Origin of the sequence: Kitasatospora sp. MY 5-36 (genome assembly GCF_001182915.1) — a bacterium.
Lineage (GTDB): Bacteria > Actinomycetota > Actinomycetes > Streptomycetales > Streptomycetaceae > Kitasatospora.
The window spans coordinates 1-26,034 of the sequence record NZ_LFVW01000014.1; the positions used below are offsets into that span (position 1 = coordinate 1).

2 protein-coding genes are annotated in these 26,034 nt (G+C 74.9%); both read left to right on the forward strand.

Annotated elements, in window-relative coordinates; genetic code table 11:
- The coding region (locus tag AE652_RS01180) for an ABC transporter ATP-binding protein (protein ID WP_049649153.1) at positions 1-1,932 on the forward strand (1,932 nt) is incomplete at its 5' end.
- A gap of 171 nt (positions 1,933-2,103) precedes the next feature.
- Complete coding sequence (locus AE652_RS01185) at positions 2,104-26,034, forward strand: non-ribosomal peptide synthase/polyketide synthase (protein WP_049649154.1); 23,931 nt, start codon at positions 2,104-2,106, stop codon at positions 26,032-26,034.

Consider the following 26,034-nt stretch of genomic DNA (forward strand, 5'->3'; position numbering starts at 1 on the left):
GTCCTCGCCGTGGGCGGCGGGGCGGCGGCCGGCCTCGCGCTGATCCGCGGGTCGGCGCTGAGCAGGCAGCTGGTGGCGCTCGGCGGGGTCGCCGTCGCGACGGCCGCCATCGTCCGGACGGCATGGCGTCGAGCGGTCGAGCGGACCAGGGAGCTGTCCGGGTCCGGCAGCGGCCGGCACCCGCTGCGGGAGGTCGTCGGGCCGCACCGCCGGCGCCTCTACCGGGCCTCCGCGCTCTCGGTCGCCTGCCAGGTCTCGGAGATGGCGCTCGGCACCTTCCTCGGCTGGACCGCCCTGGTCCTCATCAAGGGCGAGGCCGCGCCGCTGGTCCGCTTCGGGCTGACCACCGCCACCGCCCAACTCTGGGGCCTGGCAGGGCTGGTGACCGTCGCCTGTGCCGCCGTGGCAGGCCTCTCGTACGCCTCGAACCTCCAGTGGCGCGGGCTCGGCCAGGACATCGAGCACGACTGGCGCAGCCGCACCTACGCCCATGTGCAGCACCTCGAACTGGGGCAGCTGGAAGGCGAGCGGACCAGCCGGATCGCCGGCGTGCTCACCGACGACGTCCGGCAGCTGGGCAGCTTCTTCGCCACCTCGGCCAACGACGTGCTGCAACTGGGCACCAGCCTGGCCCTGTTGGTGCCGGCGTTCCTGCTGCTGGCCCCGCAGATCGCCTGGATCGCGTTCCTGCCGATCCCGGTCATCGCCTGGCTGTCGCTCCGCTACCAGGACAGGGCCGCGACCGACTACGCCGTCTCCGGCGAGCGCCGGGCCAGGCTGCACAGCCAGCTGGTGAACACCCTGGAGGCCGGCGCCACGGTCAAGAGCTTCTGCACCGAGGACTACGAGGCCGAGCGCATCGACCGGCTCAGCGGGGAAGCCCAGGAGAGCAACCGGCAGACCGACCGGGGCACGATCCGGCACGCCGAGGTCGTCCGGGTCTGCACGACGAGTTCGATGGCCGGCACCCTGCTGCTCGGCGGCCGCTCGGTGCTCGACGGCACCCTGCGGTTCGAGGTGTTCAGCCCGCTGATCGGGCTGCCGCAGATGGTGATGCTGCGGATGAACCGGCTCGGCGGCATCGTCGACCAGTACCAGCGCACGCTCGCCGCCTACGACCGGGTCCACCGGCTGGAGGCCCTGCCCGTCGAGACCGAGGGCACCGGGGGAGCGCTCGACGTCGAGACGGTGAAGGGCGAGATCGTCCTCGACGGCGTGACCTTCGCCTACCCCGGACGGCCGCCGGTCCTGGAGGACCTCTCGCTGACCATCCCCGCCGGGCAGGTCACCGCCCTCGTCGGCGCCACCGGCTCCGGCAAGACCACCGTCGCCAAGCTGCTGATGCGCTTCCAGGACGCGGAGTCCGGCAGCGTGCTGCTCGACGGGCGGGACGTGCGCGACCTGCGCCGGCGCGACCTGCGCCACGCGATCGGGTTCGTCGCCCAGGACGCCTTCCTCTTCGACGGCACCATCGCCGACAACATCCGCTACGGCAGTTTCGGCGCCTCGGACGAGGCCCTGGTGGAGGCGGCCACGATGGCCGAGGCCCACACGTTCATCGCGACGCTGCCGGACGGCTACGACACGGTGATCGGCGAACGCGGCGCCGCCCTCTCCGGCGGCCAGCGGCAGCGGATCGCCCTGGCCCGCGCGATCCTCAAGGACGCGCCGGTCGTCGTCCTCGACGAGGCCACCTCGGCCGTCGACAACGAGACCGAGGCCGCCATCCAGCGCACGCTCCGGGCCTTCTCGGCCGACCGCACGATGGTCGTGATCGCCCACCGGCTCTCCACCGTCCGCCACGCGGACCGGATCTACGTCATGGACAAGGGCGGCGTCGTGGCCGAACAGGGCACCCACGCCGAACTCCTCGCCCGGCACGGACTCTACGCATCCCTCTGGCGACTCCAGGCCGGCGAACTCGCCGCCTGACCGCACCAGGCCGCTCCGCTCGCCGACAGCGTGATGCCACCCACCAGGCCGCTCCGCTCGCCGACAGCGTGACGCCACCCACCAGGCCGCTCCGCCCGCCGACAGCGTGACGCCACCGCAGTCGGCGCGTCCTGCGCGCCTGCCCGCCCACACTCTTCCGGAGGTCTTCCCATGTCCCGTCGCGACGGCGACGTCCTTCCCCTGACCGGGGCCCAGCGCGAGATCTGGCTCGCCGAACAACGCTCCCGCACACCGATCCCCGGCTACCGCGTCGGCGAGTGCCTGGAGATCCACGGGCCGGTGGACCCGGAGCTGTTCGAGACGGCGCTGCGCCGGGTGGTCGACGAGGTCGACGCCCTGCACGTGACCTTCGTCGACGACGGCGAGGGCCCGCGCCAGGTCCTCCGAGAGAGCTGGGACTGGACACCGGCCCACCTGGACCTCAGCGGGGAGCCCGAACCCCGTGCGGCGGCCCTGGAGTGGATGGAGCGGGACCTGCTGCGCCCGCTGGACCTCGCGCGCGACCCGCTGTTCGGGCACGCGCTGGTCAAGCTGTCGCCGACCGAGTACCTCTGGTACCTGAACTACCACCACGTGGTGCTGGACGCGATCAGCAGCTCCATGGTGCGCCAGCGGGTCGGCGAGGTGTACTCGGCACTGGCCGACGGCGGCCCGGTGCCGCCGTCCCCGTTCGGCCCGCTGCGGGACCTGGTCGACAGCGACGCCGCCTACCGCGCGTCGGCGGACTTCACCGTCGACCGCGACTACTGGACGGAACGCTTCGCGGACCGGCCGGAACCGACCCGGCTGACCCGCACGGCCCCGACCGACCCGGACCGCGCGCTGCGGCTGGCCGAGGAGCGGGAACTGCGGCGCCCGGACGCGCTGCGCGCCGCGGCGGCGAGGACCGGCGTCCGCTGGTCCCGCCTGGTGGTCGCGGCGGCGGCGCTCTACGCGCACCGGCTGACCGGAACGCGGGACGTGGTGCTCGCCCTCCCCGTCACGGCCCGCCGGTCCGCCGACCGCGACCTGACGGCGGTGCCCGGCACGATGTCCAACGTGGTGCCCCTGCGGCTGACCGTACGACCGGACATGCCGTGGGGCGACCTCGTGGCCCAGGCGGCGCGGGAGGTCGAGACGGCCGTCGCGCACGAGCGGTACCGGAGCGAGGACCTGCTGCGGGACCTCGGGGCCCCCGGCAGCATCGGGACGGCGTTCCCGCTGATCGTCAACATCATGGCGTTCAACTCCCGGCCGACCTTCGCCGGGCACCCCGCCTCCGTGCACCACTTCGTGTCGGGGTCGACCAGCGACCTGGCCGTCTGGGTGTTCGACTACCGGGACGGCAACCCGCCGCTGCTCAGGCTGCACGGCTCGCCCGAGGCGTACGGCGCGGACGACCTCGCCGCCCACCAGCGGCGGCTGATCGCCCTGCTCGACGCCGTCGCGGACTGCGACCCGGACGAGCCGCTGGCCCGGATCGACCTGCTCACCGCCGAGGAGCACCGCGAGGTGGCGGCCCTCGGCACCGGGCCGACGGCGGAACTCCCGGTCGAGACCCTGCCGGAGCTGTTCCGCAAGCACGCGCGGGCCACGCCGGACGCCGTCGCACTGGTGGGGCCGGAAGCGTCGCTGACCTACGCGGAGTTGGACGCGCGGGCGAACCGGCTGGCGCACGCCCTGATCGCCCGGGGCGCCGGGCCCGAGCGGCTGGTGGCGGTGGCACTGCCGAGGTCGGCCGAACTGGTCGTGGCGATCCTCGCGGTGCTGAAGACCGGCGCGGCCTACGTCCCGGTCGATCCCGAGTACCCCGCCGCCCGGATCGCCCACCTGCTCGACGACGTCCGCCCGGCCCTGGTGGTGACCGACACCCTCAGCGCGGCGCGGCTGCCGGGGGAGGGCTCCGTCGACCGGCTGGTCCTCGACGACCCGGCGACGGCCGACCTGGTGAACGACCAGTCGCCGGCCGACCCGATGGCGGCCGTCGACCCGGGCCACCCGGCGTACGTCATCCACACCTCCGGCTCCACCGGCCGGCCCAAGGGCGTGGCGCCGACCCACGGCGGCCTGCTCAACCTGCTCACCGACCTCCGGCAGGTCCACCTCCCGCCGGTGACGGCCGACCGGCCGCGGCGGCGGGTGGCCCTGACGACGTCGGTGTCGTTCGACGCCTCGTGGAACCAGCTGCTCGCCCTGTTCGCGGGCCACGAGCTGCACGTCCTGGACCACGAGACCTGGACCGACCCCGACGCCTTCGTCGGCTACGCGGCGCGCCACGGGCTGGACTACGTCGAAGCCACCCCGTCCTACCTCCAGGTCCTGGTCGCCCACGGGCTCCTGGGCGACGGGAACCGGCGCCCGGCGGTGGTCGCGGCCGGCGGCGAGGCCGTCCCGGATCGGCTGTGGGCGGAGCTGCGGGCGGCGGACGGGGTGTCCTGCCTCAACCTCTACGGACCGTCCGAGTGCACCGTCAACCCGGTGGTCGCCTCCGTGGGGTCGAGCCCGCTCCCGGTCATCGGCCGGCCCGCCACCAACGTCCGGCTGCACGTGCTCGACGGCGCCCTGCGGCCGCTGCCGGCCGGCACGCCCGGCGAGCTGTACATCGCCGGGCCCGGCCTGGCCCGCGGCTACCTGAACCGGCCGGGCCTCACCGCCGGGCGGTTCGTCGCCGATCCGTACGGTCCGGTCGGCTCGCGCATGTACCGCACCGGCGACCTGGTGCGCTGGAACGCCGAGGGGCAGCTGGAGTTCCTCGGGCGCACCGACGACCAGGTCAAGGTCCGCGGCTTCCGGGTGGAGCTCGGCGAGGTCGAGGCCGTGCTCGCCGAGCACCCGCTGGTCGCCGGGGCCGCCGCCGTGGTGCGCACCGAGGACGAGCCCCGGCTGGTCGCCTACGCCGTCGCCGAGCCCGGCGCCACGGTCACCGACACCGCCCTGCGCGAACACCTCCGGGAGCGGCTGCCCAAGCACATGGTGCCCTCGGCCTTCGTGCTGCTGGACGCCCTGCCCCTGACGCCGAACGGCAAGCTCGACCGGCGGGCCCTCCCCGCGCCCGACCGGCAGCCCACCGACCGGGGCCGTGCCCCGCGCACCGCGACCGAGCAGCTGCTCGCCGGACTGTTCGCCGAGGTGCTCGGCGTACCGGAGGCCGGCGCCGACGACGACTTCTTCGACCTCGGCGGGCACTCCCTGCTGGCCACCCGGCTGGTCGCCCGGGCCCGGTCGGTGCTCGGCGTGGAGCTGGGGCTACGCGACCTGTTCGACGCGCCGACGGTGGCGGGACTGGCCGCGGCGGTGGACGTCGCGGGCCGGGCCCGCCCGGCGCTCGGGCGGCGCGAGCGGCCCGCGGCCGTCCCGCTGTCCTTCGCGCAACGCCGGCTGTGGTTCCTGCACCGCATGGAGGGCCCGAGCGCCACGTACAACATCCCGCTGGCGCTGCGGCTCGGCGGAACCCTCGACCAGCGGGCCCTGGACGCCGCCCTGGCGGACCTGGTCGAGCGGCACGAGAGCCTGCGCACCGTCTTCCCGGTGGTCGACGGCGTGCCGTGCCAGAGGGTGATGGAAGCCGACGAGGCCCGGCCGGGGCTGCGGGTGACCGAGGCCGGCGGGCGCGAGCTGCCGGACCTGCTGGGAGAGGCGGCGCGGTACGGCTTCGAGCTCGCCGAGGAGCCGCCGCTGCGCGCCGAGCTCTTCCGGCTCGGCGCCGAGGAGCACGTGCTGCTGCTGGTGGTGCACCACATCGCCGGTGACGGCTGGTCGGCGGGGCCGCTCCTGCGGGACCTGCGGACCGCCTACGCGGCCCGCACCGGGGGCGCGAAGCCGCAGTGGTCGCCACTGCCCGTCCAGTACGCCGACTACGCCCTCTGGCAGCGGGAGCTGCTCGGTGACGGCGCCGACCCGGACAGCCTGCTCAGCGGCCAGCTCGCCTACTGGCGGGAGCGGTTGGCGGACCTGCCCGAGCAGGTGGAGCTGCCCTTCGACCGGCCCCGCCCGGCGGTGATGTCCTACCGGGGCGCCCACCTGCCGGTGCGGATCGACGCCGAGCTGCACCAGGGCCTGCGCGACCTCGCCCGCGACGGCGGCGCCAGCCTCTTCATGGTGCTCCAGGCCGGACTGGCCGCCCTGCTGGGCAAGCTCGGCGCCGGCAGCGACGTCCCGATCGGCACCCCGATCGCCGGCCGTACCGACGAGGCCTTGGACGAGCTGGTCGGCTTCTTCGTCAACACCCTGGTGCTGCGCACCGACCTCTCCGGCGACCCGTCCTTCACCGAACTGCTGGGCCGGGTGCGCTCCGACGCGCTGGCCGCGTACGCCCACCAGGACGTGCCGTTCGAGCACCTGGTGGAGGCGCTGAACCCGACCCGCACCCTGGCGCACCACCCGCTGTTCCAGACCATGCTCGCCCTGCAGAACGCGCCGCTCGACACCGTCGACCTGCCCGGGCTGCGGGTGACGACCGACCTGGTGCACACCGGGACGGCCAAGTGCGACCTGACCTTCATCCTGGCCGAACAGCCCGAGGGCCTCTCGGGCGTCCTGGAGTACAGCACCGACCTGTTCGACGAGGCCACCGCGGCGGGGATCGTCGACCGGTGGCTGCGGCTGCTGCGCGCCGTCGTCGCCGACCCGGGCCGACGGATCGGCCGGGTGGACGTGCTGTCCGCCGACGAGCTCCGCGCGCTGCTCCCGGCCCGTACCGAGGAGGACGCGCCGGGCAGCAGCCTGACCGCGCTCTTCGAGCGGCAGGTCCGGGCCGACCCGGCCGCCGTCGCCCTCACGGACGGTGAAGTAATCTTCTCCTACGGCGAGTTGAACACCCGCGCCAACCGGCTCGCGCACGCGCTCATCGAGCGGGGCGTCGGGCCGGAGCAGCTGGTGGCCCTGGCCCTGCCGCGCTCGGCGGACCTGGTCGTGGCCGTCCTCGCGGTGCTCAAGGCCGGCGGCGCCTACGTGCCGGTGGACCCGACGTATCCGGCGGCCCGGATCTCCTACCTGCTCCAGGACACCCGGCCCGCGCTGCTCGTCACCACGAGCGCTGTCGAGCTGCCGGGGGCGGACCACCTGGACCGGCTGCTGCTGGACTCCGCCGACCTGGACGGGCTCCCGGACACCGACCCGGGGGTCGCCGTCGACCCCGGCCATGCCGCCTACGTCATCCACACCTCCGGCTCCACCGGCAACCCCAAGGGCGTCGTGGTCCCGCACCGCAACGTGGTGCGCCTGTTCCGGACGACGGAGGAGCTGTTCGGCTTCACCGCCGAGGACGTCTGGACGCTCTTCCACTCCTACGCCTTCGACTTCTCCGTCTGGGAGCTGTGGGGCCCGCTGCTGCACGGCGGCCGCCTGGTGGTCGTGGACCACGAGACCAGCCGCTCGCCCGGCCGCTTCCTGGAACTCCTCGCCCGCGAGCGGGTGACCGTCCTCAACCAGACGCCGTCCGCCTTCTACCAGCTGATGCAGTCGGACGCCGAGCAGCCGCGTGAACTCGCCCTGCGCACCGTCGTGTTCGGCGGCGAGGCGCTGGAGCACGCCCGGCTGGCGAGCTGGTACGAGCGGCACCCGGAGGACGCGCCGCGGCTGGTCAACATGTACGGCATCACCGAGACCACCGTGCACGTCACGTACGCGGCGCTCGACCGGTCCGGCACCGGCGCCGGCGGGATCGGCGCGGCCCTCCCGGACCTGCGGACGTACGTGCTCGACGACGGCCTGCGGCCGGTGGCCCCGGGCGTGCCCGGCGAGCTGTACGTCGCGGGCCCCGGCCTGGCGCGCGGCTACCTGAACCGGCCCGGCCTCACCGCCGGACGGTTCGTCGCGGACCCGTTCGGACCGGCCGGATCGCGGATGTACCGCAGCGGCGACGTGGTGCGCCGGGCCGCCGACGGCGGCCTGAGCTATGTCGGCCGGGCCGACCAGCAGGTGAAGGTGCGCGGCTTCCGGATCGAGCTCGGCGAGATCGAGGCGGCGCTGGCCGCGCACCCCGGCGTCGGCCAGGTCGCCGTCCTCGCCCGGCAGGACCGCGCCGACGACACCCGGCTGGTCGCCTACCTGGTCCCGGCACCGGGCGCCGAACCGCGCCCGGCCGAGTTGCGCGAGCACCTCTCCGAGCGGCTGCCGGAGCACATGGTGCCCTCGGCGTTCGTCGAGCTGGACGCGCTGCCGCTGACCGCCAACGGCAAGCTGGACCACCGGGCCCTGCCCGCCCCCGACCTCGCCCCGGCGTCGGCCGGCCGCGCCCCGCGCACCCCGCAGGAGCAGGTGCTCTGCGAGCTGTTCGCCGAGGTCCTGGGCGTGGCGTCGGCCGGCGTCGAGGACGGCTTCTTCGACCTCGGCGGGCACTCCCTGCTCGCCACCCGCCTGGCCGCCCGGATCCGCGCGACGCTCGGCGTGGAGATGCCGCTGCGCACCCTGTTCGAGGCGCCGACCCCGGCCGGCCTGGCCGCCGCCCTGGTGGCGGCCGGACCGGCGCAGACCGCCCTGGTGCGGCGCGAGCGCCCCGAGGCGGTCCCGCTGTCCTTCGCGCAGCGGCGGCTCTGGTTCCTGCACCAGCTGGAGGGCGCCGGCGCGAACTACCACATCGCCCTGGCCTGGCGCCTGTCCGGGGAGCTGGACCGGCGGGCGCTGGAGGCCGCCCTGGCGGACGTGGTCGGACGGCACGAGAGCCTGCGGACCGTCTTCCCGGCCGTCGACGGCGTCCCGCACCAGCGGGTGCTGGACGTCGTGGCGGCCCGCCCGCGGCTGCTCGTGAGCCGGACCACGGAGGCCGGGCTGTCCACCCTGATGGCGGCGGCGAAGGACCGGCCGTTCGACCTGGCGGCCGACGCGCCGCTGCGGGTCGAGCTGTTCGAACTGGCGCCGGACGAGCACGTGTTCCAGCTGGTGCTCCACCACATCGCGGGTGACGGCTGGTCGCTGGGCCCGCTCACGCAGGACCTGACCGCCGCCTACGCGGCGCGCTGCCGCGGCGGGGCACCGCGGTGGGACGGCCTGCCGGTCCAGTACGCCGACTACACCCTGTGGCAGCACGAGCTGCTCGGCGACTCCACCGACCCGGACAGTCCGTTCGCCCGCCAGGCGGCCTACTGGACAGGGCAGTTGGCCGGCCTCCCGGAGCGGATCCAGCTGCCCGCCGACCGGCCCCGCCCGGCGGCCGCCTCGCACCGGGGCGGCTTCGTGCACGCCGGACTGGACGCCGAACTGCACCGTGCGCTGCGCGCGCTCGCCCGCGAGCACGGCACCAGTCTCTTCATGGTCCTCCAGGCCGGCCTGGCGGCGCTGCTGAGCAAGCTCGGCGCGGGCGACGACATCCCGGTCGGCAGCCCGGTCGCCGGCCGGACCGACCAGGCGCTGGACGAGCTGGTCGGCTACTTCGTCAACACCCTGGTCTTCCGCACCGACACCTCGGGCGATCCGACCTTCGCCGAACTGCTGGACCGGGTCCGGGACACCTCGCTGGCCGGGTACGCCCACCAGGACCTGCCGTTCGAGCACCTGGTCGAAGCCCTCAACCCGGTGCGCTCGCTGGCGCACCACCCGCTGTTCCAGGTCATGCTGGTGCTGCAGAACGCGCCCCGGGCCGACTTCGCGCCGCCCGGGCTGAACGTCGACGACATGCCGTTGACGACGACCACCGCCAAGCTCGACCTGATCTTCACCCTGTCCGAGCGGCAGGCGCCGGACGGTTCCCCGGAGGGGATCGACGGGCTCGTCGAGTACGCCGGCGACCTCTACGACCCGGCCACCGTCGAGACGATGTTCGGGCGCCTGGAGCGGCTGCTCCGCGCCGTGGTCGCCGACCCGCGGCGGCGGCTCAGCCGGTACGGCCTGCTCTCCGCCGAGGAGCACGGCGACCTGGCGGCCCTGGGCACCGGACCGGAGGTGGAGCTCCCGGCCGCGAGCGTGCCGGAGCTGTTCCGGGCGCAGGTGCGGGCGACGCCGGACCAGGTGGCGCTGGTGAGCGGGGACGTCTCGCTGACGTACGAGGAGCTGGACGCGCGGGCGAACCGGCTGGCGCACGCCCTGATCGCGCGGGGCGCGAGGCCGGAGCGCCTGGTGGCGGTCGCCCTGCCGAGGTCGGCCGAACTGGTCGTGGCGATCCTCGCCGTGCTGCGGACCGGGGCGGCCTACGTGCCGGTCGATCCCGAGTACCCGGCCGCGCGGATAGGGCACATGCTGGACGACGCAGGCCCGGTCCTGGTGGTGACCGACGCCCGGACCCGGGACGGGCTGCCGGAGGCCGGTCCGGCCGGGTGGCTGGTGCTCGACGACCCGGCGACGGCCGCCCTGGTGGCCGACTGCCCGGCGACGGACCCGCTGGTCGCCATCGACCCGGGGCACCCGGCCTACGTGATCTACACCTCCGGTTCCACCGGCAGGCCGAAGGGCGTGTTGTCGACCCACGGCGGCCTGCTCAACCTCTTCGTCAGCCAGCGTCCGCTGCTGTTCCCCCGGGGGACGAAGGAGCGGCTGCGCATCGGGCTGACCACCTCGGTGTCGTTCGACGCCTCCTGCGACCAGCTGTCCAGCCTGTACGCGGGCCACGAACTGCACGTCCTGGACGAGGCGACCTGGTCCGACCCGGACGCCTTCGTCGACTACGTCAGGCGCGCCGGGCTGGACTACGTCAACGCCACCCCGTCCTACCTGCACGAGCTCGTCGCCCGGGGACTCCTGGACGACCCGGAGCGCCGTCCCTCGGTGGTCTCGATGGGCGGGGAGGCCGTTCCGGACCGACTGTGGGAGCGGCTGCGGGCCGTCGAGGGCGTGTCCTGCCTGAACTACTACGGGCCGTCCGAATGCACGGTGGACGCCGTCGTCGCACCGCTGGGATCGAGTCCGCGCCCGGTGATCGGCCGGCCGCTCGGGGGCCTCCGGCTGTACGTCCTCGACAGCACGCTGCGCCCGGTGCCCGCGGGCGTGGCGGGCGAGCTGTACCTCGCCGGGGCGGGCCTGGCCCGCGGCTACCTGAACCGGCCGGGCCTCACCGCCGGACGCTTCGTGGCGGACCCGTTCGGTCCGAGCGGCACGCGCATGTACCGCACCGGCGACCTGGTCCGCTGGGGCGCCGACCGGAACCTGGAGTTCCTCGGCCGGACCGACGACCAGGTGAAGGTGCGCGGCTTCCGGATCGAACTCGGCGAGGTCGAGGCGGCGTTGGCGGAACACCCGCAGGTCGCCCAGGTCGCCGTGACGGTCCGGGAGGACCGGGCCGGGGACGCGCGGCTGGTCGCCTACCCGGTGGCCGTCACCGGGGCGGAACTCCGGCCGGAGGAGCTGCGGGCACACCTGCGCGAGCGACTGCCGGAGTACATGGTCCCGACCGCCTTCGTCGCCCTGGAGAGCCTGCCGCTGACCGCCACCGGCAAGCTGGACCGGCGCGCGCTGCCCGCACCCGTCCACACCGCGCCGACGACCGGCCGCGCGCCGCGCACCCCGCAGGAGCAGGTCCTCGCGGAGCTGTTCGCCGAGATGCTGGGCGTGGCCGAGGTCGGGGCCGACGACGACTTCTTCGACCTCGGCGGGCACTCCCTGCTCGCCACCCGGCTGGTCGCCCGGGCGCGGGCCGCCCTCGGGGTGGAACTGGAGCTGCGCGCCCTCTTCGAGACGCCGACGGTGGCCGGGCTGGCCGCCGGCCTCGGCGGGGCCGGCCGGGCCCGGCTCGCCCTGGAGCAGGCGGAGCGGCCCGCGCTGGTGCCGCTGTCGTCCGCCCAGCGGAGGCTGTGGTTCCTGCGCCAGCTGGAGGGCGCCGACTCCGTCTACAACATGCCGCTCGCGTGGCGGCTCTCGGGACCGCTGGACCTGGCGGCGCTGGAGGCGGCGCTGGGCGACGTCAGTGCCCGGCACGAGACCCTGCGCACCGTCTTCCCGGCCGTGGACGGGGTTCCCCACCAGCAGGTGCTGCCCACCGGAGCGGCACGCCCGACGCTGTCGGTCACCCCGGTCGACGAACCGGCCCTGCCGGAACGGCTGGCGGCGGCAGCGGCGCGCGGATTCGACCTCGCGGCCGAACCGCCGCTGCGCGCCGAGGTGTTCGGGCTCTCGGCGGAGGAGCACGTGCTGCTCCTGGTGATGCACCACATCGCCGGTGACGGCTGGTCGCTGGGCCCGCTGGCGGCCGACCTGGCCACCGCGTACGCGGCCCGCCGCCGGGGCGAGGAGCCGCGGTGGGCGCCGCTGCCCGTGCAGTACGCCGACTACACGCTCTGGCAGCGCGACCTGCTCGGCGACGCGGCGGACCCGGACAGCCTGTTCGCCCGCCAGGCGGACCACTGGACGCGGACACTGGCCGGCCTGCCGGAGCAGCTCCGGCTCCCCGCCGACCGCCACCGCCCCGCGACCCCGTCCTACGCCGGCGGCCACCTCGACGTCGAACTGGACGCCGAACTGCACGCCGGACTGGTCCGGTTGGGCCGGGAGCACGGCGCCAGCGTCTACATGGTGCTGCAGGCCGCCCTGGCCTCGCTGCTGGACAAGCTCGGCGCGGGCACCGACATCCCGGTCGGCAGCCTGATCGCCGGCCGGACCGACCAGGCGCTGGACGACCTCGTCGGCTTCTTCGTCAACACCCTGGTGCTGCGCACCGACACCAGCGGCGACCCGACCTTCGCCGAGCTGCTCGGCCGGGTCCGGGAGGGCGCGCTCGGCTCGTACGCCCACCAGGACCTGCCCTTCGAGCACGTCGTCGAGGCCCTCAACCCGGCCCGGTCGCTCACCCGCCAGCCGCTCTTCCAGGTGCTGCTCGCGCTGCAGAACGTGCCCCGCACCGAGTTCGCGCTGGACGGTCTGGACTCCGAGATCCTCCTGGTGCGCACGCCCACCGCGATGTTCGACCTCGGCTTCCACCTGCTGGAGCACGGTGGCACCGGCGGGCCGGCCGAGGGCATCGTCGGGCGGGTCGAGTACAGCACCGACCTGTTCGACCACGCCACGGTGGAGACGCTGCTCGCCCGGTGGCTGCGGCTGCTGGCGGCGGTGGTCGCCGAGCCGGACCGGCCGCTGAGCCGGATCGACGTCCTCACCGCCGAGGAGCGGCACGAGCTGCTGGTCGCCCGCAACGACACCGCCCGCCCGGTGCCCGTCGAGAGCCTGCCCGCCCTGTTCGAGGCGCGGGTCCGGGCGACCCCGGAGGCCCCGGTCGTGGTGTTCGAGTCCACCGTGCTCACGTACGGCGAGCTGAACGCCCGGGCCAACCGGCTGGCGCACGCGCTGATCGCGCGGGGCGTCGGGCCGGAGCAGACCGTCGCCCTGCGGCTGCCGCGCTCGGCCGAGCTGGTGGTCGCCGTCCTCGCCGTGCTCAAGACGGGCGCGGCGTACCTGCCGGTCGACCCGGACTACCCGGCCGCCCGCATCGCGTACATGCTGGAGGACGCCCGGCCGGCCGTCGTGCTCGACGACCTCGCGGCCGTCACACCGGACGGGGACCGCCCGGAGACCGACCCCGTCGTCACCGTGGACGCACGGCACCCGGCCTACGTCATCTACACCTCGGGCTCCACCGGCCGGCCCAAGGCCGTGGTGATGCCCGCCGCCGGGCTGCTGAACCTGCTGGAGTGGCACCATGAGGCCGTCGGCGGCGAACCCGGCACGCGCACCGCGCAGTTCACCGCGATCAGCTTCGACGTCTCGGTGCAGGAGATGCTCTCCGCGCTGCTGTACGGCAAGACCCTGGTGGTGCCGACGGAGGAGCAGCGCCGCAGCGCCGAGCTGTTCGCCCACTGGCTGGACCGGCACGAGGTCGAGGAGCTGTTCGCGCCCAACCTGGTGGTCGAGGCGCTCGCCGAGGCCGCCGAGGAGGCCGGGCTGGAGCTGCCGCACCTGCGGCTGGTCGCCCAGGCCGGTGAGGCGATGCGCCTGAGCGGTGCGGTGCGCCGCTTCCAGGGCCGTCGGCCCGGCCGGGTGCTGCACAACCACTACGGCCCCGCCGAGACCCATGTGATCACCGCCTACCCGTTGCCGGCCGACCCGGCGGACTGCCCGCTGCCGGTGCCGATCGGCCGCCCGATCGCCAACTGCCGCGTCTATGTGCTGGATTCGGCCCTGCGTCCGGTCGCCCCCGGGGTGCTGGGCGAGCTGTACCTGGCCGGGGCGGGTCTGGCCCGGGGCTACCTGAACCGGCCCGGGCTCACCGCCGGACGCTTCGTCGCCGACCCGTACGGTCCGGCGGGCAGCCGGATGTACCGCACCGGCGACCTGGTCCGCTGGCGGGCCGACGGGGAGCTCGAGTTCGCCGGCCGGGTCGACCACCAGGTGAAGGTGCGCGGCTTCCGGGTCGAACCGGGCGAGATCGAGGCCGAGCTGACCGCCCACCCGGGCGTCGCCCAGGTCGCGGTGCTCGCCCGCGAGGACCGGATCGTCGCGTACGTCGTCCCGTCGGCCGGGAGCGGGGCGACCGCGGCGGCGCTGACGGCGTACCTGCGCGGCCGGGTGCCGGACTACCTGGTGCCGTCCGCGTTCATGCTGCTCGACGCGCTGCCGCTGACGCCGAACGGGAAGCTGGACCGGGCGGCGCTACCCGCGCCCGAGGCCACTGCCAGGGAGACGGGCCGGGCGCCGCGCACGCCGCAGGAGCAGATCCTGTGCGAGCTGTTCGCCGAGGTGCTGGGCCTGGCCCGGGTCGGGGTCGACGAGGACTTCTTCGCGCTGGGCGGGCACTCGCTGCTCGCCACCCGGCTGGTATCCCGGGTCCGGGCGACCCTCGGGGTCGAGCTGGAGCTGCGCAGCCTGTTCCGGACCCCGACAGCCGCCGGGCTGGCCGCCGGGCTGCACGACGCCGGCACCGCGCGGCAGGCGCTGGTGCCCAGGCCGCGCCGGGAGGAACCGCTGCCGCTGTCCTTCGCCCAGCGCCGGCTCTGGTTCCTCCAGCAGTTCGGGGCGCCCAGCGCCACGTACCACATGCCGCTGGCCCTGCGGCTGTCCGGCCGCCTCGACCGGGCCGCGCTGAGCGCCGCGCTCGCCGACGTGGTGGCCCGGCACGAGACGCTGCGCACGGTGTTCCCGCAGACCGCCGGAATCCCGTTCCAGCGCGTGCTGGACAGCACCGAGGCCGCCGTCCCGCTGACCGTCCGCGCGGCCGGCGAGGCGGAGGTGCCCGCGCTGCTGCGCGAGGCCGCGGTGCGCGGCTTCGACCTGACCTCGGAAGTTCCGCTGCGGGCGGAGCTGTTCGCGGTCGCGCCGGACGAGCACGTGCTGCTGCTGGTCATGCACCACATCGTCGGGGACGGCTGGTCCATGGGCCCGCTGGCCCGCGACCTGGCCACCGCCTACACCACCCGCCAGGGCGGCGGGGCGCCGGCCTGGCCGCCGCTGCCGGTCACGTACGGCGACTACACCCTGTGGCAGCACGAGATCCTCGGCGACGAGCACGACGCCGACAGCCTGTTCGCCCGCCAGGTCGCCTACTGGAAGGAGGCACTGGCCGGGCTGCCCGAGCAGCTCCCGCTGCCCGCGGACCGGCCGCGCCCGGCCGCCATGTCGTACGGCGGCGACCTGCTGGACGTCCGGCTCGACGCCGAACTGCACGCGGCACTGGTGGAGTTGGCGCGACGCTCGGGTGCGACCCTGTTCATGGTGCTGCAGGCCGCGCTGGCGGCGCTGTACACCCGGCTGGGCGCGGGCACGGACATCCCGATCGGCTCGCCGATCGCGGGCCGGACCGACGAGGCGCTGGACGAGCTGGTCGGGTTCTTCATCAACACCCTGGTGCTGCGGACGGACACCAGCGGCGACCCGAGCTTCACCGAACTGCTCGGGCGGGTCCGGGAGACGGCGCTGTCGGCGTACGCGCACCAGGACGTGCCGTTCGAGCACCTGGTGGAGGCGCTGAACCCGTCCCGCTCGCTCTCCCACCACCCGCTGTACCAGACCGGGCTGGTCGTCCAGAACGCGCCGGGCGGCGACTTCGAACTGCCGGGCGTCCGGGTCTCCGGGGTGAACGTGCTCACCGGGACCGCGCGGCTCGACCTGACCTTCGGGTTCGCGGAGGAGCACGGGCCCGACGGTGCGCCGGCCGGGCTCAGTGGCGCGGTGGAGTACAGCACCGACCTGTTCGACCGCTCGACGGTCGAGGCCCTGGTCGCCCGCTGGACCAGGCTGCTGACCGCGGTGGCCGCCGCGCCCGAGCGGCCGATCGGCGCGGTCGACCTGCTGTCGGCCGAGGAGCGGCACGAGCTGCTGCCCGCCGTCGACGGCGGGGCGGCCCGGGTGAGTCTGCCGGAGCTGTTCGCGGCGCGGGTGGCGGCAGAGCCGGACGAGGTCGCGCTGGTCTGCGGCGAGGCCGAGCTGACGTACCGGGAGCTGAACGCCCGGGCGAACCGGTTCGCTCACGCGCTGAACGCCCGGGGCGTGGGCCCGGAGCAGCTGGTGGCGGTGGCGCTGCCGCGCTCGGTGGAGTCGGTGGTGGCGGTCCTCGGTGTGCTGAAGGCCGGAGCGGCGTACCTGCCGGTGGACCCGGCGTACCCGCGGGCGCGGATCGACTTCATGCTGGCGGACGCCCGGCCGGTGCTGGTGGTCGACGACCCCGCCATGGTGGCTGAGGGCGACGGGCCGGAGAGCGACCCGGAGGTCGTTCTCGACGTCCGGCACCCGGCGTACGTGATCTACACCTCGGGTTCGACCGGGCGTCCCAAGGGCGTCGTGGTCAGCCACGGCGGTGTGTCGGGACTCGCGGCGGCGCAGGTCGAGCGCCTCGGCGTCGGGCCGGGCAGTCGGGTGCTGCAGTTCGCCTCGCCCAGCTTCGACGCGTCGTTCTGGGACGTGTGCAGCGCCCTGCTCAGCGGCGCCGCCCTCATCTTGGCCTCGGCTGACGCGCCGCTGGAGTCGCTGACGGACCGCCGGCTCGGCGTCACCCATGTGACCCTGCCGCCCTCGGCCCTGGCGGCCGTGGACGGCGCCGAGGTCACGGCCGGCACCCTGGTGGTGGCGGGGGAGGCGTGCCCGCCGGAGCTGGTGGCGCGCTGGGCGCCCGGCCGACGGATGATCAACGCGTACGGCCCGACGGAGAGCACGGTCTGCGCGACGATGAGCGACCCGCTGGCGCCGGGAGCGGGTGCGCCGCCGATCGGCCGTGCGGTCGCGGGCTTCCGGGTGTATGTGCTGGACGACCGGCTGCGCCTGGTGCCGCCGGGTGTGCAGGGGGAGTTGTACGTCGCCGGTCCGGGTCTGGCGCGCGGTTACCTGGACCGGCCGGGCCTGACGGCCGGGCGGTTCGTGGCCTGCCCGTTCGAGCCGGGGGAGCGGATGTACCGCACCGGAGACCTGGTGCTTCGGCGCGCCGACGGTGAGCTGGAGTACGTCGGCCGCGCCGACGACCAGGTGAAGGTGCGCGGCTTCCGGATCGAACTCGGCGAGATCGAGGCGGCCCTGGCCGGGCACCCCGCCGTCGCGCAGTCGACGGTCCTGGCCCGGGACGAGCGCCTCGTCGGCTACGTGGTTCCGAGGCCCGGCGCTTCCGCCCGTCCGGCGGAGCTGGCGGCGCACCTGCGCGAGCGCCTGCCGGACTACCTGGTCCCGTCCGCGTTCGTGCTGCTGGAGGCGCTGCCGCTGACGCCGAACGGGAAGCTGGACCGGGCGGCGCTCCCCGCGCCCGAGTCCGTGCCCACGGCGGCGGGCCGGGCGCCGCGCACCCCGCAGGAGCAGATCCTCTGCGAGCTGTTCGCCGAGGTGCTGGGCCGGCCCCAGGTCGGGGTCGACGAGGACTTCTTCGACCTCGGCGGGCACTCCCTGCTCGCCACCCGGCTGGCCGCCAGGGTGCGCTCGGTGCTCGGCGTGGAGCTGGGGCTGCGCACGCTGTTCCAGACGTCCACGGTGGCGGGTCTGGCCGGGGCGCTGGCCGAGGCGGGCAGTGCACGCCCGACGCTGGCCGTTCGGGAGCGGCCGGAGGCCGTACCGCTGTCCTTCGCCCAGCGCCGGCTCTGGTTCCTGCACCGGATGGACGGCGCGGCGGCGACGTACCACATCCCGCTGGCCCTCCAGCTGACCGGGACGCTCGACCAGGCGGCGCTGGACGAGGCGCTGGCCGACGTGGCGGCCCGGCACGAGAGCCTGCGGACGGTCTTCCCGGAGGTGGCCGGCGTCCCGTGCCAGCGGGTCCTGGACCCGGCCGAGGCCCGGCCCCGGGCCGGGCTGACCGAGGTCCCGCAGGATGAACTGCACGGCCGGCTCGCCGAGTTCGCCCGGCGGCCCTTCGACCTGGCGGCGGAGCCGCCGCTGCGGGCGGAGCTGTTCGCGGTCGCGCCGGACGAGCACGTGCTGCTGCTGGTGATGCACCACATCGCCGGTGACGGCTGGTCCACCGGCCCGCTGGCCCGCGACCTCGCCGAGGCGTACGCCGCCCGGAGCGCGGGCCGCGCGCCCGGTTGGTCGGAGCTGCCGGTGCAGTACGCCGACTACACGCTCTGGCAGCGCGACCTGCTCGGCGACGCCGCCGACCCGCAGAGCCGGTTCGCCGAGCAGCTCGACTACTGGAAGCGCCAGCTGTCCGACCTGCCGGAGCTGCTCCAACTGCCCGCCGACCGGCCGCGGCCGGCCGTCGCCGGCTGGCACGGGGACCACGTCGGCCTGGAGCTGAGCCCCGAACTGCACACCGCGCTGACCGAGTTGGCGCGGACCACGGGCACCAGCCTGTTCATGGTGCTGCAGGCGGCGCTGGCGGCGCTGTACACCCGGCTCGGCGCGGGCACGGACATCCCGATCGGTTCGCCGATCGCGGGTCGGACCGACGAGGCACTGGACGAGCTGGTCGGGTTCTTCGTGAACACCCTGGTGCTGCGGACGGACACCAGCGGCGATCCGAGCTTCACCGAACTGCTCGGGCGGGTGCGAGAGGCGGCGCTGTCGGCGTACGCCCACCAGGACGTGCCGTTCGAGCACCTGGTCGAGGTGCTGAACCCGTCCCGGTCGCTGTCGCACCACCCGCTGTTCCAGACCATCCTGGCCGTGCAGAACGCCCCGATGGGCCGGTTCTCGCTGCCGGGCCTGGAGGTGGCCACCTACGCGGTGGCCACCGGAACGGCCAAGTTCGACCTCGGGGTGAGCCTCGTCGAGCAGTTCGGTCCGGACGGGAGCCCGGCCGGGATCGTCGGCGCGGCGGAGTACGCCACCGACCTGTTCGACCGCTCGACGGTCGAGGCCCTGGTACGGCGCTGGACGCTCCTGCTGGAGGCCGTCACCGCCGACCCGGAGCGGTCGATCGGCGCGGTCGACCTCCTCGACGGCGAGGAGCGGCACCGGCTGCTGGAGCGGGGCAACGCGACCGCCCGCGAGGTGGCCGCTGTTCCGGTGCCGCAGGCGTTCGCGGCGCAGGTGGCGGCGACGCCGGACGCGGTCGCCCTCGTCCGGGGCGACGTTGAGCTGACGTACCGTCAATTGAACGCCCGGGCCAATCGGTTCGCGCACTCGCTGATCGCGCGGGGGGTGGGTCCGGAGCAGCTGGTGGCGGTGGCGCTGCCGCGCTCGGTGGAAGCCGTGGTCGCCGTTCTGGGCGTCCTGAAGGCCGGGGCGGCGTACCTGCCGGTGGATCCGGCGTACCCGCGGGCGCGGATCGACTTCATGTTGGCGGACGCCCGCCCGGCGCTGCTGGTCGACGACCCCGCCGTGGTGGCCGGGGGCGACGGGCCGGAGACCGACCCGGAGGTCGCTCTCGACGTCCGGAATCCGGCGTACGTGATCTACACCTCGGGTTCGACCGGCCGCCCCAAGGGCGTCGTGGTTCCCCACGGCGGTGTGGCGAGCCTGGTCGCCGCCCAGATCGAGCGGTTCGCGATCGAACCCGGCAGCCGGGTGCTGCAGTTCGCCTCGCCGAGCTTCGACGCGTCGGTGTCGGAGATCTACACCGCCCTGCTGCGCGGCGCGGCCCTGGTGCTGCCTCCGGCGGCGGACCCGGTCGCGGCGCTGGCCGACCCGGGCATCGCGGTCACCCATGTGACCGTGCCGCCGTCCGTCCTGGCCGCCGTGCCGGAGGGCTCGGTGGCGGTGTCGACGCTGGTGGTGGCGGGTGAGGCCTGCCCGCCGGAGCTGGTCGCGCGCTGGGCGCCGGGCCGGCGGATGATCAACGCGTACGGCCCGACGGAGACGACGGTCTGCGCGACGATGAGCGACCCGCTGACGGCGGGAGCGGGCGTGCCGCCGATCGGCCGGCCGATCGCCAACGCCCGGGTGTACGTGCTGGACGACCGGCTGCGGCCGGTGCCGCCCGGCGTGCCCGGCGAACTGTACGTCGCCGGTGCGGGTCTGGCCCGGGGTTACCTGGACCGGCCGGGCCTGACGGCGGGCCGGTTCGTGGCCTGCCCGTTCGAGCCGGGGGAGCGGATGTACCGCACCGGCGACCTGGTCCGCTGGCTCGGTGACGAGCAGTTGGAGTACGTCGGCCGCGCCGACGAGCAGGTGAAGGTGCGCGGCTTCCGGGTCGAGCCCGGCGAGGTCGAGACGGCCCTGGCCGAGCACCCCGCCGTCGCCCGGGCCGCCGTCCTCGCCCAGGACGACCGGCTCATCGGCTACGTCGTCCCCCGCCAGGAGGAGGCCCGCGACAGCGCCCTGGAAGCGGACCACGTGGGTGAGTGGCAGGATATCTACGACGCCCTGCCGATCGTTCCCGAGGACGCCGGCTTCGGCCAGAACTTCGTGGGCTGGAACAGCAGTTACGACGCCAGCCCGATTCCGGTCGAGCAGATGCGGGAGTGGCGGGACGCCACGGTGGCCCGCATCCTGGCCCTGCGCCCCCGCCGGGTGCTGGAGGTCGGCGTCGGCACCGGCCTGATCCTGTCGCAGGTCGCACCGCACTGCGAGACGTACTTCGCGACCGACTTCTCCGCCACCGCGATCGACGCGCTGGCCGCCCAGGTGGCCGGCCAGGAGGAGCTGGCCGGCCGGGTCGTCCTGCAGACCCGCCCGGCGCACGACACCGACGGGCTCCCGGCCGGGGAGTTCGACACCATCGTGATCAACTCGGTGGTGCAGTACTTCCCGTCCGCCGACTACCTCGCCGACGTGATCGGGAAGCTGATGGGGCTGCTGGCCCCCGGCGGCGCGCTCTTCGTCGGCGACGTCCGCAACCTGCGGCTGCTGCGCCCGCTGGCCACCGCCGTCCAGCTCCACCGGGCCGCCGAGGCCGCCGACCTCACGTCGGTGCGCCGCACGGTGGAGCAGGCCTTGCGGGTGGAGAAGGAGCTCCTGGTCGACCCGGACTTCTTCACCGCCCTGCGGGAGCACGGTACGGACATCGGCACGGCGGTCGTCGAGGTCAAGCGCGGCCGCCACCACAACGAGCTGACCCGCTACCGCTACGACGTGACGCTGCACAAGCCGCCGGTCACCCCGGCGGCCCCGGAGCGGTCCGTCGAACTGGCCTGGGGCCGGCAGGTCGCCGGACCGGCCGAACTGCGCGAGCTGCTCGGCCAGTCGCCCCTCGGAGCGCTGCGGATCACCGGGGTGCCGAACAGCCGGGTGGCGCGGGAGGCCGCACTGGCCCGGGCGGTGCAGGACGGCGACGGCTCGCTCGCCGAGCTGCTGGAACGCCTGCACGCCCCGGAGGACGCCGACCTGCCCGACCCGGAGGACTTCCACGCCCTCGGCTCGGAGTTCGGCCGCCCGGTGGCCGTCACCTGGTCGGCCACCGCGGCGGACGCCGTGGACGTCGTCTTCACCGACCCCCGGGCGCTCCACGGCTCCCCGGTCGAGGCGTACCGGCCGGCCCGGGCCACGGGTGCGCCGCTGTCCTCGCTGACCAACCGCCCGACCGGAAACCGGGGCACCAGCGCCCTCCTGGGCGAACTCCGCGACTGGCTGCGGGACCGGCTGCCCGATTACCTGGTCCCCTCGGCGTTCGTGGCGCTGGAGGAGCTGCCCCTGACGGCCAACGGCAAGCTCGACCGCCGTGCTCTGCCCGCCCCCGACCTCGGCCCGGTCGCGGTCGGACGGGCGCCGCGCACCCCGCAGGAGCAGCTCCTCGCCGAGCTGTTCGCCGAGGTGCTGGGCCTGCCCGCGGTCGGCGTCGACGACGGCTTCTTCGACCTGGGCGGGCACTCCCTGCTGGCGACCCGCCTGGCCTCCCGGGTCCGGGCGACCCTCGGCGCCGAGCTGGAGGTCCGGACGCTGTTCGAGACCCCCACCGTGGCCGGGCTGGCCGCCCGCCTGGACGGCTCCGGAGTGGCGCGGCCCGCGCTGACCGCCCAGGCCCGCCCCGACCGGGTGCCGCTCTCCTTCGCCCAGCGCCGTCTCTGGTTCCTGCACCGGATGGACGGACCGAGCGCCACCTACAACATGCCGCTCGCGCTGAGCCTGACCGGCGAGCTGGACCGCCCGGCCCTGCACGCCGCGCTCGCGGACGTGGTGGCCCGGCACGAGAGCCTGCGGACGGTGTTCCGTGAGACGGACGGCGTGCCGTACCAGGTCGTGCTGAGCGCCGAGCAGGCGCGCCCCGCACTGCCGGTGGTGGAGATCGACGAGAGCGCCCTGGCCGGGCGCCTGGCGGAGACGGCCGGGTGCGGCTTCGACCTGGCCGCGGAGCCGCCGGTCCGGGCGGAGCTGTACGCCCTCGCCCCCGACCGGCACGCCCTGCTGGTCGTGGTGCACCACATCGCCGCCGACGGCTGGTCGATGGGCCCGCTCTCCGGTGACCTCGCCGCGGCCTACGCGGCCCGCTGCCGCGGTGAGGCCCCGCAGTGGTCCCCGCTGCCGGTGCAGTACGCCGACTACAGCGCCTGGCAGCGCGATCTGCTCGGCGACGCCGCCGACCCGGACAGCCTGTTCGCCCGGCAACTGGCCTACTGGAAGGAGGAGCTGGCCGGCGTCCCGCAGCAACTTCAGCTGCTCGCCGACCGGCCGCGGCCGCCGGTGGCCTCCCAGCGCGGCGACGGGGTCGCGGTCCGGCTCGACGCCGAACTGCACCAGGCCCTGCGGGACCTGGCCGCCGCGCGCGGCGCCAGCATGTTCATGGTGCTCCAGGCCGGACTCGCGGCCCTGCTCACCCGGCTCGGCGCCGGCACGGACATCCCGGTCGGCAGCCCGATCGCCGGCCGGACCGACCAGGCGCTGGACGAGTTGGTCGGGTTCTTCGTCAACACCCTGGTGCTGCGCACCGACACCTGCGGCGACCCGTCCTTCGCCGAACTGCTCGGCCGGGTCCGGCAGAAGGCGCTCGGCGCGTACGACCACCAGGACGTGCCGTTCGAGTACCTGGTCGAGGTGGTCAACCCCGCGCGGTCGCTGGCCCACCACCCGCTGTTCCAGATCATGCTGGCCCTGCAGAACGCGCCGGTCGGCGAGTTCGCGCTGCCGGGGCTGGAGACCGGCCACCTGGCGGCGCCGACCGGCACCTCCCGGGTCGACCTGACCTTCAGCCTGGCCGAGCGGTTCGGCCCGGACGGCGTCCCCGACGGCCTGGTCGGCGCGGTGGAGTACGCCACCGACCTGTTCGACGCGCCCACCGTGGAGCTGCTGTTCGAGCGCCTGGCCCGGCTGCTGCGCGCGGCGGTCGCCGACCCGGACCGGCCGATCAGCCGGATCGACATCATGCCCGCCGAGGAGCGCCGCCGACTGCTCGCCGGGTCCACCGGCGTCGCGGCCGAGCTGCCCCGGGCCGCGGTGCCGGAGCTGTTCGCCCGCCAGGTGCGGGCCATCCCGGAGGCGGTCGCGGTCGTGGCGGGCGGCACCGAGCTGACCTACGCGCAGCTCGACCAGCGGGCCGCCCGCCTGGCGCGGGCGCTGATCCGCCAGGGCGTACGGCCGGAGACACCGGTCGCGGTCATGCTGGACCGTTCGGCGGAGCTGGTCGTGGCGATCCTGGCGATCATCAAGGCCGGCGGCGCCTACGTGCCGCTCGACCCGCGCTTCCCCTCCTCCCGGGTCGACCTGATCCTGCGGGAGAGCGGGGCCGCGCTGGTGCTCACCCGGGAGGTGCTCACCGCACTGGAGCGGTCCGCGGCCGCCGATCCGTTCGAGGTCGAAGTCCCCTGTGCGCCGGAGCAGTTGGCGTACATCATGTACACCTCCGGCTCGACCGGCCGGCCGAAGGGCGTGGCCGTCACCCACCGCGACGTGGTGGGCCTCGCGCTCACCCCCGAGTGGCGGGGCGGCGGACACGCGCGGGTGCTGATGCACTCCCCGACGGCCTTCGACCTCTCCACCTACGAGCTGTGGGTGCCGCTGCTCAACGGCGGCCGGGTCGTCGTGGCGCCGCCGGAGCAGCTCGACCTCGACCTGCTCCAGCACACCATCACCGCGCACGGGGTGACCGGACTGTGGCTCACGGCCGGACTGTTCCGCCTGGTCGCCGAGGAGCGCCCGGGCCTGCTCGCCGGGGTGCGCGAGGTGTGGACCGGCGGCGACGTGGTCTCCCCGGCCGCCGTCGCCCGGGTGCGGGAGGCCTGCCCCGGCATCGAGGTGGTCAACGGCTACGGGCCCACCGAGGCCACCACCCTGGCCACGCGGCACCCGGTGGACGACCTCCCCGAACACGCCGCGACCGTGCCGATCGGCCGGCCGATGGCGAACATGCGCGCCTACGTGCTCGACGAGCGGCTGCGCCCGGTGCCGACCGGCATGGTCGGCGAGCTGTACCTCGCGGGGACGGGCGTGGCCCGCGGCTACCTCGGACGGGCCGGCCTGACGGCGGAGCGCTTCACCGCCGACCCGTACGGGCCGTCCGGCAGCCGGATGTACCGCACCGGCGACCTCGCGTCCTGGCGGACCGACGGCACGCTGGACTTCGCCGGACGCGCCGACCACCAGGTCAAGCTGCGCGGCCTGCGGATCGAGCCCGGCGAGATCGAGGCCGTCCTGGCGGGCTGCCCGGGCGTCGCCCAGGCGGCCGTCGTCGCCCGCGAGGACCGGCCGGGGGACAAGCGGCTGGTCGCCTACCTGGTGCCCGCCCCGGAGGGGGCGCCCGAGGCGGGCGAGCTGTCCGGCCGACTGCGCCGCGACCTGCCCGACTACATGGTGCCGGCGGCGTTCGTCACCGTGGACGCGCTGCCGCTGACCGCCAACGGCAAGCTCGACCGGGCCGCCCTGCCCGCCCCCGAGTACGGGTCCTCGACCGCCGGGCGCGGCCCCCGGACGCCGCAGGAGCAGCTGCTGTGCGGCCTCGTCGCCGAGGTGCTCGGCCGGGAGCAGGTGGGCATCGACGACAACTTCTTCGACCTGGGCGGGCACTCGCTGCTGGCCGCCCGGCTGGCCTCCCGGGTCCGCGAGACCCTCGGCCTGGAGTTGGGCCTGCGGATGCTGTTCGAGGCGCCGACCGTGGCCGGTCTCACCGAGCGCCTGCTCATGGACGACCCCGAGGACGCGTTGGACGTGGTGTTGCCGCTGCGCTCGACCGGGACCGGGACGCCGCTGTTCTGCGTCCACCCCGGCGGCGGCATCAGCTGGTCGTACAGCGGACTGCTGAACCACCTCGGCCCGCAGCACCCGGTCTACGCCATCCAGGCGCGGGGCCTCGGCCGGCCCGAACCCCTGCCGGCCTCCTACGAGGAGATGGCGGCGGACTACGCCGACCAGATCCAGAAGATCCAGCCGGAGGGCCCGTACCTGCTGCTCGGCTGGTCCGCCGGCGGGCTGATCGCCCACGCGCTCGCCTGCGAGCTGCAGTCGCGCGGCGAACGGACCGCACTGCTGGCGATCCTCGACGCCTACCCGGTGAAGGAGGTGCGGTTCGAGGTGGCTCCGGTGCCCACCGTGCGGGACGTGCTCGTCGGCGTGCTCGACGTCGACCCGGACGAGCTGGGCGACCGGGAGATCACCTACGCCGAGGTCGCCGAGGTGCTGAACCGCCGGGGCAGTGCGCTGGCCGGCCTGACCGAGCGGCAGGTCGAGGTGATCGTCGAGATCATGATCAACAACTCGAAGCTGGCGGTCGACTTCGTCCCCGGCGGCTTCGACGGGGACCTGCTGCTGTTCAACTCCACGATCGACCGCGCCGAGGACAACGCCGGGCCCGAGACCTGGCGCCCCTACGTCACCGGCCGGATCGAGTCCCACGAGATCACCACCCGGCACGACCGGATGACCCAGGCCGGCTCGCTGGCCCAGATCGGACCGGTCCTGGCCGCCAGGATCACCGAGGCCGTCGGCGACACCGACGGCACCACCACCCTTTCCCACCAGGAGGACTGA